Genomic DNA, 13,093 nt, shown 5'->3' with positions numbered 1-13,093 from the left:
AGTCCGGGAGAAGTCCGGCAGAGGGTTACGGCAGCGGGGGGTCCTCCGGGTCGCGGTACATGGGACCGCGGCCCGACAGGACCTCCCCGTACGCCTGCATCAGATCCGGCAGCCGCAGCGTGGCCAGGTCGTCCCGGGTCGGTATGCCCGTCCACCCCGACAGCCGCAGGTCCCGGTACGCGCAGCTCTTCTCGTACAGGGTGCGCAGGAAGCGCCCGTTCCCCAGCTCGTCGATCCAGCCCTGCTCGACCACGTGCCCGCTGATGCTGCGCAGCTCCTCCAGGGACTCCTCGTCCCACACATCACCGTTCTCCGCGGCCAGCACCTCACCTATCCGGGTGAGTTCGAGCGGACGGTAGCTGGGGAAGTCGACGCGCGTGGTGAAGCGGGAGCCGAGGCCGGGATTGGCGGCGAGGAGGCGGTCCATGCCTTCGGGGTAGCCCGCGAGTATGACGACGAGCCGGTCGCGGTTGTCCTCGGCGCGCTTGAGCAGCACCTGAAGCGCCTCGTCGCCGTAGGCGTCGCCCTTGCTGTAGCCGGAGTTGGACAGGCTGTACGCCTCGTCGACGAAGAGGACCCCGCCGAGCGCCGAGTCGATCAGCTCGTTGGCCTTGACCGCCGTCTGCCCCAGATACTCGCCGACCAGATCGGCGCGCCCGGCCTCGACCAGATGGTCGCCGCCGAGCAGCCCGAGCGCGTAGAAGACCCGGCCGAGGATGCGGGCGACGGTGGTCTTGCCGGTGCCGGAGGGGCCGGAGAAGACGAAGTGCCGCTTCGGCGGCTGGACCGGCAGGCCCTGCCCGGCGCGCAGCCGGGCCATGTGCAGCTGCGCGGACAGCGCCCGCACCTGCCGCTTGACAGGCTCCAGGCCGACCATGCGCTCCAGCTCCTGCAGCGCGCTCTCCAGCAGGGCGGGGTCGGAGGGCCCGGGCTGGGCGGGCAGACCGCCCCGCTCGCGAGTGCTGCTCGCGCCGCTCACCGGCGTGGCCAGGAGCGGCGGGCCATCGGCGCCGTCGCCGCCGGTGCGCAGATCGCGGCCGTCGGCCGGGTCGCCGGGGGGCGACAGGGTGTCGGCGGGATCGGTGATGGTGCCGTCGGTGGCGTCCTGGCTGCTGACCCCGGACAGGGTCACGGCCGCGAGGTCGGCGGTCTCGTCCAGGCCGTCGGACTCGGCTATGGCGGCCAGCCGCGCCGAGGTGTCCATGAAGGTGGGGTCGATGCGGTGCACCGCGCGGTAGAGGGGGAGGGCCGCGGCGCTGCGGCCGGTGCCCTCATGGGCGCGGGCGAGCCAGTAGCGCAGCTCCTTGCGCTGGGGCTGTTCGCTGCGGCACCGCATCAGGGCGGCGGCGAGCAGTGGTTCCGCCTGGCCGTACATCTCCAGCCGGACCCGGGCCATGCCGCCGAAGAGCCCGGCCTCGATGCCGAGGAAATGATCGTCGAGCAGCGGTTCGGTGTGCCGGACCAGCTGCTCCCAGTCCTTGACGAGATACGCGCGGCACGCGTGCAGGAAGCGGGCCTGCGGATCGGCCTCCACGGGCGGGCAGCCGGCCAGCGCCCGGTCCAGCTCGGGGACGTGGCGGCCGTCGAGCCAGTGCGAGGCGTGCGCCAGCAGCAGGTCCCGGTTGGTCTCCAGCACGGGCTGGACCCACCAGCCCAGCCAGTACCAGGAGTTGAGGGTGCGGCGGTGGCGGGTGCGCTGTTCGCCGAAGCGATCGCGGTGCCGGTACATCCTTAACAGCGCGGTCGCCGTGTCGGCGCGCAGCGCGTGCAGGCCGAGCCATGCGTCGGCCATGCCCGGATCGTGCCGCACCGCGGCCCGGAACTCCTCCTCGGCCTGTGCGTAGGCGCCCATCGTGTAGGCGTCCACGGCACGCAGCCAGGCGAGATCGGCCGGGGTGTGCGAACCCTGCGTGCCGAAATCCATCACGTCCCCCACAACCCCTGCCCCCGTGGATGCCGCCGGGGCGGCTGCCCTTTTCGCATCGTACCTGCGCAGGCCGCACCGGCCGAGGGTGCCGCACTGTTGTTCGTCGCAATCGCACAAGGCTTGGCAGGCGTACGCGGGGGCGTGTAAAGGGCGCACGCGGCCCGGACGACTAGATGACCGAGAGTGACGGCGTGATGTCGTACGGCAGCCGGAAAATGTGGCCGAACCGGGTGCGGACAGGACGAAGCCCCCGATCACGGGGGAACAACCGGGGGCTTCGCGTACTGGGGCGACTCGTACGAGTCCGCACATTGAGAACGTAAGACCTGTATGGGCCCCAGGTCAAGCCGAGTTGGGGCGTCCGTGGCAGGTCGGACGCGGGGTGCCGTCAACCCGGTTCCATCCGGTCACGCTGGGTGACGCCAAGGGTCGATTCGGGTGGTCACGGCGGGCCCCGTGAGTACCGCGTACCCCATCTCTCGCTGGGCTATCAGGGTTTCCGCGTGGGGGCGAGACGGGTCGGCGGCGAAATGCGCGCGCTCAGATGGCTGCCAGCCGTCCCAGAATGTGGACAGTTCGGGGCCGTCGCGCTGCCTTCCGCGTCGCCAGGCGTCCCGGTCGGACAGTTCCATCCACACCAGATGGGCCAGGTGCGGCCGGACCGCGCGGCGTCCGGCGCCCACACCTTCGAGGAGGATGACCGGTGCGGGGTCCAGTCGCCGCGGGGTGGTCGCGAAGCGGCGCTCGACCCAGTCATACGGGGCATACCGGGCGGCGGTGCCGTGGCTCAGCGGGGTCAGGATGTGCTCCTGCAACCGCCCGGTCCACCCGAACGGCTCCTCGTGCGTGGCGAGATCGTCCGTATGGACGACGGGCGCGCCGCCCAGCGCCTCCGCCAGCCGCCCGGCGAAGGTGGTCTTCCCCGAACCGGCGTGACCGTCCACGGCGACGAGCCGGACCGGCCCGCAGGACGGCGGCAGGGCGCACAGCCGCCGGGCGAACGCGCGCAGCGTCTCGGTGGGGCGGTCGGCGGTCTCCATGGGGCGCCACTCTACGACTACCCGGGAGTATTCACTCCATTGGTCCACACCAATATTGGTATGCGGGCGGGACGGGAAGCACTGGCCTGACACCACTCGCAGCGGCCATAGTTGTGCGACTGTCGCGCATCCGCCGCCGCTGGACGACGACTGGGGGAGCCCCGTATGACCAGTTCCGGATTCACGCCCCGCCGCTCCGTACTCGCCGCCGCCCTCGGCGTCGCGGGCGTGGCCGCCGTACAGACGGCCTCCGCCGCGGACGCCCCCGGGCCCGCCCGCCCGGACCCCACGGGGTCGTCGCGCGCGAAGAAGGCGGCCGCGACCGCCGAGTACCACGGCTGGACGAGCCGCACCGACTGGCTGGCCGGAGCCGCCAAGGGCGTCCGCGCCGAGGCCGGGGCCCGCCCCGGCATCGTCATCTCCCGCCCGGCCGGCACCGTCGACTACACCGACCCGCACACCGGCACCAAGGCCGCCTGGGAGTACGCCACCTGGACCTCCCCGGTGCGGCGGCTCACCGTCCCCGCGACCGAGGCCATCGTCTCCTGGAACGCCCGCACCCCGGCGGGCACCTGGATTCAGGCCGAGCTGAAGGGCACCTACTCCGACTCCACGGCGACCCCCTGGTACGTGATGGGCCGCTGGACCTCCGGGGACGGCGGGGACTCCATCCGGCGCACCTCGGTGGACGACCAGAGCGACGACAAGAGCTCGGTGTGGACCGACACCCTCGCCGTCGACGACCCCGCCGGTGGCCTCCGGCTGACGGCGTACCAGCTGCGCCTGACCCTCTACCGCAAGCCCGGTACCACCCGCACCCCCACCGTGTGGCGGGTCGGCGCGATGGGCTCGGACGTCCCCGACCGCTTCGAGGTGCCCGCCTCCAAGCCCGGCCTGCCCACGGGCCGAGAGCTCGCCGTACCGCGCTACTCGCAGGAGATCCACAAGGGCCAGTACCCGGAGTACGACAACGGCGGCGAGGCCTGGTGCAGCCCCACCTCCTCGCAGATGATCATCGAGTTCTGGGGCCGCAAGCCCACCGCCGACGACCTGGCCTGGGTCAACCCCGACTACGCCGACCCCCAGGTCTGCCACGCGGCCCGCGCCACCTTCGACTACCAGTACGACGGCTGCGGCAACTGGCCCTTCAACGCCGCCTACGCCGCCACGTACCGCGACCTGCAGGGCGTCGTCACCCGGCTCGGCTCCCTGAACGACGTGGAGAAGCTGGTCGCCGCGGGCATCCCGGTGATCACCTCGCAGTCCTTCCTCAAGGGCGAGCTGACCGGCGCGGGCTACGGCACCGCGGGCCACCTGATGACCGTCATCGGCTTCACCTCCACCGGCGACGTCATCGCGAACGACCCCGCCTCACCGGACAACCCGTCCGTCCGCCGGGTCTACAAGCGCAGGGAGTGGGAGAACATCTGGCTGCGCACCAAGCGCTACGACGCGAACGGCCAGGTCAAGGGCGGTTCGGGAGGCGTGTGCTACCTGTACTTCCCGGCCAGGCCGACACCAACTCAAGCCCGGGTTCTGCGGGGGCTGGGAATCCGCTGAGGTGAGGTGGCCGTAGCCGTGCGGGCCGTGTCGCTCCAGGGTCACCCGCGTGGCCCTGGAGGGCTTATGGCGCCTCGCCCGCCGGCGCGGTGTAGTGGTACTCCTCGATCCGGTCGATGAGACCGCTCTCGAACCGGAAGTGCACGAATGCCTGGATCTCGCTGCGGGACCCGTCCGTCTTCACCAGGTGAAGTACCTGCTGCTGGAGCACCTCGTCCGAATTCCGGAACTGGCGGATCACGTCGTACCGCATCGAATCAACGGTAGCGACAAAGGACCTGAACTGGTCCAGTCGCTCGTCGATCACCTGCTCTGCCTCACCGTCGTTCTCCCACACAATGGCCTTTTCGGTACACATCTTCTGGGCGCCGGCAAAGTCATACGCCTCCAGACGCCGCAGAAACTCATTCACTTTCCCGCTGAGGTTCTGCTCCATGGCGAGTTCCCCTTTCGCTGCTTCTCGTCGTATGTGTCGAAGTGTCACTGGAGCAGGCCGAGCCGGCGCAGGTCGGTGACGTACTTGCCGATGAGGGCGGCCGACAGATGGGGGATGTCCTTGTCGGGGCCGACCTTGGCGGCTCGCACAGCGGTGTGGAACCGCTCGGCGGGGATCGCGGAACCAGGGACACCTTTCTCGGGGTGCGCCACGGCGTGCAGCAGGGGCAGCAGCGAGTGCTGACGCTGCTTCTCCGGCAGAGCACGGATCGCGGCCGTTATGCGGGCGAGCCATTCGTCATAGCCGTCGATTCGCCGGATCGGCCGGCCGGCCTCGGTGAGCCAGTCGACGAAGGTGTCCAGCGAGATGCCGTCGTCGTGCGGATTCACCACGTTGAAGGTCTGGTAGCCCTCGGTGGCCCGCGCGCCCAGCGAGGTGATGGCCTCGGCCGTGAAGTCGACCGGCAGGCCGTCGTAATGCGCGCGCGTGCCGGTCCGGTAGAACGAGCCCGGCGCGATGCCGGTGGCGGCCAGGCTGAGCAGCAGGCGGGTGAACATGTCGGGCACATTCAACTGACCCGGGTACCTGCTGTGCGCGAGGATCATGTTCGACCGGAAGGTGGCGACCGGCAGGCCGCACAGGTCGTGTGCCTCCCGGAGCAGGACCTCGCCGGCCCACTTGCTGGTCGCGTACCCGTTGGCGTAGCTCTGATCGATCTGCCGCACCGGGCTCGCGCCGCGGATGTCGGCGTCCTCGTCGAGAGCCGCGGCCGTGGCTCCGGCCCGCACGGCGACGGTGGACACGTAGGTGACTGGCTTGATCCGCGTGGTGAGCGCCAACCGGATCAGTTCGGCCGTGCCGACGACATTGGGTCCGAACAACTGGCTGTAGGGCAGTACGTGGTTGACCAGGGCGGCCGGGTGAACGATCAGGTCCACGGTGTCGGCCAGCCTGTTCCAGGTGTCCTCCGCCAGGCCCAGACGCGATTCGCTGATGTCGCCCGCGAGTACTTCGAGGGTCCCGTCGGCCAGTTCCCGATACCGCCGGAGCAGTTCGGCGTCGCCGCTGTCGAAGGCGTCCTCAAGCCGTTTCGCCGCTACGGCCGCATCGCTTCCGCGTACGACGCAGATCAGCTTGCCACCTGAGGACGCCAGCCGCTCCAGCCATTCCAGGCACAGGAACCGGCCGAGGTAACCGCTGGCTCCGGTCAGCAGGACGGACCGCACGGAACCGCCGGGGCGAGGCAGCGTCGGGGCGGCGGCGAGCGTCGACGCGTCGACGAACTTTTCCAGGGTGAGGTCACCGGCGCGGACTTCGGTGCTGTTCTCGCCGTGTACGGAGGCGAACGTGGGCCTCTTCGCCCCGGACTCCCGTTCCGACTCGATGTACCTCGCCAACTGGGCCAGGTCGTTGGCAGGGCTGATGATCACCCCGACCGGAACGTCGATGTGGAAGATTTCCTTCATCAGCTGGGAGAAGGACAGCGCGGACAGCGAATCCCCACCCAGGTCGGTGAAGTGCGCGTCGGCGCTCAGGTCGGCGTTCGAGCAGCCCAGCAGTGCCTGGGCGGCCCGGCTGACCGTTTCCACCACCGGCCGGTCCGGCCCGGCTTGCCGCAGCTCGCGCAGTTGCCGGTCCTGTCCCTCGGCGAGTTCGGCGTACAGCCGTTCAAGGGCCTCGCCGTAGCGCGCCTTGAGCCTGGGACGCAGCATCTTGTGGCTGTCGGTGAGCAGGCCGTTCTCGGGGCTGAAGGGTTCGGTCTCGATCAGGAAGTCGCGCGGGATCTCGTACGAGTTGAGTCCGGTTCGCTTGGCGGTCCGCTGGAGCGATTCGCTGAGCAGCGGCTTGAGCGACTCGACGTCCTCGCCGCCCCTGGCCAGCACGTCCGGGGTGGGCACCACCACCGCGAGCAGGTGGGCGCGCTCGCTGTTGCCGTACACGTACATCTGCTGGATGAGGGAGCTGCCGCTGAAGACGGTCTCCAGGCGGGAGACGGCCACGAACTCACCCTGGGACAGTTTCAAGGTGTCCTTGGTGCGGTCGACGTAGACCAGCCGGTCGGGCTCGATCTCGGCCATGACGTCGCCGGTCCGGTAGTAGCCGTCCTCGTCGAAGATCTCGGCGGTGAGCTCGGGGCGCTTGTAGTACCCGGGGATGATGGTCGCCGTCTTGAGCCGCAATTCCCCGCGCGGATACGGCAAGTCCGTGCGGTAGTAGCCCAGTTCCGGGACGTCCACCAGCTTGTAGTCGATCACCGGTGGACGCTGCACCACCGAGTCCAGCAGCACCCCGCCGGCTTCCGTGGAACCGTAACCGGTGTACAGGTGGAATCCGAGGCAGGACTCGACGAAGTCCGCCAACTCGGCGGACAGCGGGGCGGTTCCGACGAACGCCTTGGCGACGCGCCCGCCCAGGAAATTCTCCCGCAGGTCCGCCTTGACAGCCGCATCGACGTCACCCGGCTCGCCCGCTCGCCGGTCCAGTTCGCTCCGGTACCGCTGGAACAGCATGTCGCACACGCGCGGGACCATGGTCAGCTCCGTGGGGCGGACCAGCGCGATGTCGTCGAACAGGGTGGACAGGTCGCTCTTGGCGGTGAAGTACCCGACACCGCCCTTGACGAGCGAGCCCATCAGCGCATAGCGGCCGCCGAGGTGGCTGTGCGGCATGTAGAGGACGCTGATCGCGGGCACGTCCGCCGACCCGTAGCTGAACCCGTACCACGCGGTGCCGACCAGCCGCTGTGTGTGCATGGCCCCCTTGGGAGCCCCGGTGCTGCCGGAGGTGTAGATGAGCAGGGACAGCGGATCGTCGCCGGGCTCGGCGGTGAACAGGGGAGGGTCCGGAAGGCCGGCTCCGCGGTCGATGACCTCGGCCAGCGACTCGACGCCCACCGGACGGCCGGCCTTCGCCAGGCGCCGACCGGCGGACTCGAAGGCGTCACGCTGGTCGGCGATTTCGGGGTGGTAGTCGAACACGATCAGGCGCTGGATCGACGTTCCCCCGATGACCGCGTCGACGGCGGTGTCCAGGTGCTCGACGCTCGCGGCGAGCACGCTCGGCTCGGCCTCCGCGATGATCGGCCCCAGCTGGGACAGCGGCGCGCTGGAGTGCAGGGGTACGGACACGACGCCCAGGTGGATGCAGGCCAGGTCGAGTACCGCGTAGTCGGTGCTGGTGAAGCCCAGGGTGCAGAGCCGGTCGCCCGCTCCCAGCGGGTACTCCGGGTCGTGGTACCACCGGCCGGCGACCGCACGGACGCGCGCCCACAGCTCGCGGTAACTGATGGTGTCGAATCGCGGGAGCAGGCCCGCCGTCGACGGGTCCGTGGCGCGTTCGCCGAGGGCCGGCCGGTCTCCGTGGCTTTCCATGATGGCCGCCATGACCTCGGCCAGCGCCCTGCTCGGATCGACGGACGCCAGGGCCTCGGCGAGCCCCTTGCCCTGATCGGGCACCGGCGCGGTGATCGCATCCAGTGGTTCGGCCATGATCAGCTCTCCTCTGGCGTTCCAGCGATGTCGGCGAGTCGTGCGGGAGCGTGGTGCCGTGCGCGTGCGGGGTGGGTTCCCACCGGCGTGGATCTCACCAGCTGACCGGCAGCGCCGCCACTCCGCGGATGAGGCGCTCGGTCCGCCAGGACAACTGGTCGGCCGGGACCGCGAGCCTCAGATCGGGCAGGCGCTTGATCAGGGTTTCGAGTGCGACGCGCAGCTCCACCCTGGCCAGCTGCGCGCCGAGGCAGTGGTGGATGCCGTACCCGAAGGTGACGTGCGGGATCTGCCCGCGGTGGAAATCGATCTCCTCGGGGCGCTCGAACACCTCGGGGTCCCGGTTGGCCATCCCCAGCTCGGACACCACCGCGTCACCGGCCCGAATGGTCTGCCCGCCCAGCTCCACATCCTCCTTGGCGATACGGGTGAAGCCGGCGGTGGCGCTGTTCGGGATGAACCGGAAGAGTTCCTCGACCGCGCCGGGGAGGAGAGAGGGATCGGCCTTGAGCTGCCGCCAGAGGTCGGGCTGGGTCAGCAGCGTGTAGACGAAGTTGCCGATCTGGTTGGCGGTGGCCTCCTGGCCGGCGGACAGCAGGCTGATTCCAAGGCTGACCAGTTCTTCCTCGGTGAGCTGGTCGTCCCCGCCACCGGAGGCCAGCTCGCCGAGCAGGTCGTCGGTGGGGGTGGTGCGGCGGAGCGCGATGAGACCGGCGAGGTAGTCGCCCAGCTCCTCGCGGGCCTGCTCGGACTGCTCCGGGTCGGAGAGCATCAGCAAGCCGTCCACCCAAGCGGTGAACCGCTCGCGGTCGGCGATGGGCACGCCGAGCACTTCGCAGATCACCGTGATCGGCAACGGCCAGGTCAGGGCCGTGGTCAGGTCGGCCTGCTCCCCTGAGGCGATCATGGTGTCGAGCAGGTCGTTCACGATCTCCTGGATGCGCGGGCGCAGGCTTTCTATGCGGCGTACGGTGAACGCGTGCGCCACCCGGCGCCGCAGTCGGCTGTGGTCCGGCGGGTCCATGCTGAGCATGGAGGTGCGGGGCAGACCGACCGCGACCGTGCGGGGCACATGGTCGCCCACGGCGGCGGCGCGGCTGAACCGGGGATCGGCCAGTACGGTCCTGACGTCCGCGTGCCGCGTGACCAGCCAGCCGTCGCCTCCAAAGGGCAGGCGCACACGCAGCACGGGCTGTTCGCCGCAGATCTCGACCAGCTTGGAGTCCAACTCCAGCCGGTGGGTCGGACCGAACGGGTAGGTCCGTACCCCCTCGCCTGTCGCTGTCATCGTGTCAGTCCTTCCCATGCTGCCGGCGGTTGCCTACGAAAGTTCGGTGACTCGTTCAACAGACGTCGCGGTCTTCGGCGGAAGAGAGCCGGAGATCCGCGCCTCAGGCCAGGCTCGCGGTCTTCCCGCCGTCGATGACGACATTGCTGCCGGTGATCCACGACGCGCGGGGCGAGACCAGGAAACCCACCGCGTCGGCGATGTCCTGGGACTCGCCGAAGCGGCCGAGCGGAATCTCGGCGGCCCACTCGTCGGAAATGTCGTCGAGGCCGCCGCTGCTGTCGCCGCCGAGGTAGTCGACGAGCTGGCCGCGCGCCGTTTCCGAGCCCGGTGTCGCCACGTTGCCCAGGCAGACGGAGACGACACGGACGCCGTCCGGCGCCAGCTCGGCCGCGAGCCCCTTGCTGTACGTCTCGAGCGCGGACTTGGCGGCGGCGTAGTGCAGGAGCATCGGGTACGCCGCGATGGTGGCGATGGACGAGACATGGACGATGGCCCCGCCGCCGCTCTCGCGCATGGCGGGCACAAGTGCCGCGTTGAGCCTGACGGAGGCGAGGAAGTTGATGTCCATCGTGTACTGCCAGTCGTTCTCCAGGTCCAGCACACTGTGGAACGAGCGGCATCCGCCGGCATTGTTGACGATGATGTCCGCGCCGCCCAGAGTGTCCAGCGCGGTGTCCGCGAACTCGCGCACACCGTCGGACGTGCTGAGGTCGGCCTTGACGAACGTGGCGCCGGAGGGCGTGTGTTCGGGCACGCCACGGGCGGAGGTGACGACGGTGGCGCCGGCGTCGAGCAGGTTCCGCACGATCGCGGCGCCGATGCCGCGGCTGCCGCCGGTGACCACGGCCCGCTTGCCCGCCAGCTCGTCGGAAACCGTTGCAGTGAGGCGGCTTTGGCTCGCCATGATGGTCCACCCTTTCCTTTCAGGCAGCCCTGTGTATTACACACACCGGTAGTGGAAAATCATCTGGCTGCAATACTATCGCCGCTCCATTTGAGGCGGTCAAACTCATTTTTTCGATGCACTGGATCGCATAATGCAATGCAGCCAGTTTCATTGCCGACTGGACAGTGCGGTAAATGGTGCCGATAATCGTGCACTGTCGAATTGCTGCCGGGAGGAATAATGGCCAGTCTGGACGAGTCGTTCACCGTGGGCGATCTGACGATCCCCAACCGGATCGTGATGGCCCCGATGACCAGAACAGCGTCCCCCGGCGGCGTGCCGGGCCCGAACGTGGCGGAGTACTACGCCCGTCGGGCGGCCCATCAGGTCGGGCTGATCGTCACCGAGGGCACCTATATCGACCACCCCGCCGCCGGGGCGTACGACAACGTGCCCGAGTTTTACGGCGAGCAGGCCCTCGCCGGCTGGGCCCACGTGGCACGCCGGGTGCACGACGCCGGCGGCAGGATCATTCCGCAGCTGTGGCACACCGGGGCCGCGCGCACCATGACCGATCCGCCCGCCGAGGGTCCGTCCGGGCTCGGACTGGACGGCGCCCCGGCCGGGAAGGCCATGACCTTGCAGGACATCGACGACGCGGTGGCCGCCTTCGCGGTGGCCGCCGCGGCCGCCGAGCGAGTCGGGTTCGACGGCGTCGAGCTGCACGGCGCGCACGGCTACCTGATCGACAACTTCCTGTGGACCGCCACCAACCGGCGCAGCGACCGCTACGGCGGCGATCCGGCCTCCCGCGCCCGCTTCGGCGCCGAGGTCGTGCGGGCTGTTCGTGCGGCCGTCAGCCCGGGATTCCCGGTCTTCTTCCGGATCTCCCAGTGGAAGCTCAACGCGTACGAGGCCCGCACCGCGGAGAGCCCGGATGAACTGGCGCAGTTGCTGACGCCGCTGGCCGACGCCGGTGTCGACGTGTTCCACGCCTCCACCCGCCGCTACTGGCTGCCCGAGTTCGACGGCAGCACCCTCAACCTGGCCGGCTGGGCGCGCAAGCTCAGCGGCAAACCCACTGTGACGGTCGGCTCGGTCGGCATGGACCAGCAGTACGGCGAGGGCGACTTCACCCAGGGCTTCACCGGGCCGTCCGGGGTGACCGGCATCGACGAGCTGGTGGCCCGCCTGGGGCGCGACGAGTTCGACCTCGTCGCCGTGGGCAGGTCGCTGCTGGCCAACCCGGACTGGGCGGAACTGGCGCTCCGCGGTGAGCTGGCCCGGACCGTCCCCTACGACCCGGCCGTGCTCCAGACCCTGGCCTGACGGCCCCCTCACTCACCGCTACTCCTACTGGGCGGGATTCCAGGATGAAACCCTGGAATCCCGCCCGACGAGTTTTCCGTGTCACACAAGCCGGGTTATGCAAGCCGGGTCACGCAAGGGAACGCGCGTCATGGTCGATCGAAACTGCCGATCGGAGGACTTTCAGGAAGGCCTTACCGCGGCTGCTCGCGGCCAGATCGGGCATCATGGCCACACCGAGGGACGCAGAAGGCAGATCTCCGGCGATCTCGACCTCCCGGACCTTCCCTCCGCCCAAAGTCGCCACATGCGAAGCGCGTTGATACATCAACGCGAACCCGGAACCGGCGGCCACAAGGCCGCGCATCGTCTCAAGGCTCGTCGCGGTAATCACTTCCGGCATGGGGACACCGGCGCCGGCGAACACCTTTTCGAGATGATGGACAACGGCCGGGCAATTCAAGGTGACAAGTGGTCGAGTGGCCAACTCGTCCAAACCGACCGAGACGGCCCTGCTCATCGGGTCGTCATCGGCGAGCAGGGCATGAGCGGGCAACTCGGCCAGGGAGTGGAACTTGGCATCACCCGACAGAAAATCATACGTCACAGCTAATTCGCATCGGCCATCCTGCAGAAATTCCAGGAGCCGATCGGCGTATGCCTCATGAACGTTCAATTGCAGCGCCCCGTACCGCTCTTTGGTCATCCGGTGGACGAAGGGAAGCAGAAACGGGGCGATCGAAGCGAAGAACCCGACGTCGAGCCGGCCGGCGGCGCCGCTCGCCAGGGCGTCGCCCTGCGCTTTGAGGTTCCTGGCCTGCCCCAGCAGCGCGCGCGCCTCGCCCAGGAGGTGCCGACCGCCTGGAGCCAGGGTGACCCCACGGGCATGATGGCGAAGGAGCAGCTGCACGCCAAGCTGACGTTCCAGCCTCATAATGGCCGACGAAACCGTGGACTGTGACGCACACAGTTTCTCCGCCGCCTCCGACATATTGCCAAGCTCGGCAGCTACCACAAAGTATCGCAATTGCGTAAGGCTGAATCCCAGGTGATCGGTCATAGGTGCCCATCCGGAGACATTTTCCTGGAGTCTGACCACGCGCCGGAGCGGCGCTCGCCCGACCGGTGAGGGGAGCAGCGCTCCCCTCACCGGTCGG

Annotated in this window: 9 protein-coding genes; 2 read left to right on the top strand and 7 right to left on the bottom strand. The window is 69.2% G+C overall.

What is annotated here, in order from left to right:
* Window positions 1-25 precede the first annotated feature (25 nt).
* Together ABZ370_RS19735 and ABZ370_RS19730 are read right to left on the bottom strand one after the other, a co-directional pair.
* Window positions 26-1,924 (bottom strand): AAA family ATPase, encoded by a 1,899-nt coding sequence (locus ABZ370_RS19735; RefSeq protein ID WP_358622318.1) that lies wholly within the window; start codon window positions 1,922-1,924, stop codon window positions 26-28.
* A gap of 410 nt (window positions 1,925-2,334) precedes the next feature.
* The gene (locus ABZ370_RS19730) at window positions 2,335-2,967 is read right to left on the bottom strand and encodes a hypothetical protein (protein WP_358622315.1); all 633 of its coding nucleotides are present in this window, start codon (window positions 2,965-2,967) and stop codon (window positions 2,335-2,337) included.
* Window positions 2,968-3,132: 165 nt separating this feature from the next.
* On the opposite strand from ABZ370_RS19730, the gene ABZ370_RS19725 reads away from it, so the two are divergent.
* Window positions 3,133-4,527, top strand: a complete 1,395-nt coding sequence (locus tag ABZ370_RS19725) for a peptidase C39 family protein (RefSeq protein ID WP_358622313.1) — start codon at window positions 3,133-3,135, stop codon at window positions 4,525-4,527.
* A gap of 64 nt (window positions 4,528-4,591) precedes the next feature.
* Here the strand turns inward: ABZ370_RS19725 and ABZ370_RS19720 are convergent, their stop codons facing one another.
* The 4 genes from ABZ370_RS19720 to ABZ370_RS19705 form a co-directional block, all read right to left on the bottom strand.
* Window positions 4,592-4,963, bottom strand: coding sequence for a nuclear transport factor 2 family protein (locus ABZ370_RS19720; RefSeq protein ID WP_358622311.1), 372 nt, complete (start codon window positions 4,961-4,963; stop codon window positions 4,592-4,594).
* 44 nt (window positions 4,964-5,007) lie between these two features.
* Entirely contained in the window at window positions 5,008-8,451 is a 3,444-nt protein-coding gene (gene car / locus ABZ370_RS19715) for a carboxylic acid reductase (protein ID WP_358622309.1), read from the bottom strand.
* A 94-nt stretch (window positions 8,452-8,545) separates the two neighbouring features.
* Complete coding sequence (locus tag ABZ370_RS19710) at window positions 8,546-9,739, bottom strand: cytochrome P450 (RefSeq protein WP_358622307.1); 1,194 nt, start codon at window positions 9,737-9,739, stop codon at window positions 8,546-8,548.
* A 103-nt stretch (window positions 9,740-9,842) separates the two neighbouring features.
* Complete coding sequence (locus ABZ370_RS19705; protein ID WP_358622304.1) at window positions 9,843-10,646, bottom strand: SDR family oxidoreductase; 804 nt, start codon at window positions 10,644-10,646, stop codon at window positions 9,843-9,845.
* A gap of 222 nt (window positions 10,647-10,868) precedes the next feature.
* On the opposite strand from ABZ370_RS19705, the gene ABZ370_RS19700 reads away from it, so the two are divergent.
* Window positions 10,869-11,957, top strand: a complete 1,089-nt coding sequence (locus tag ABZ370_RS19700) for an NADH:flavin oxidoreductase (protein ID WP_358622301.1) — start codon at window positions 10,869-10,871, stop codon at window positions 11,955-11,957.
* A gap of 109 nt (window positions 11,958-12,066) precedes the next feature.
* On the opposite strand, the gene ABZ370_RS19695 is transcribed toward ABZ370_RS19700, so the two are convergent.
* Complete coding sequence (locus tag ABZ370_RS19695; RefSeq protein WP_358622298.1) at window positions 12,067-12,996, bottom strand: LysR family transcriptional regulator; 930 nt, start codon at window positions 12,994-12,996, stop codon at window positions 12,067-12,069.
* Window positions 12,997-13,093 lie beyond the last annotated feature (97 nt).

It is taken from the genome of Streptomyces sp. NPDC005962 (assembly GCF_040629205.1).
Classification (GTDB): Bacteria; Actinomycetota; Actinomycetes; order Streptomycetales; family Streptomycetaceae; genus Streptomyces.
The sequence above is the reverse complement of the archived record's forward strand: the minus strand, read 5'-3'. Positions and strand labels throughout refer to the sequence as shown.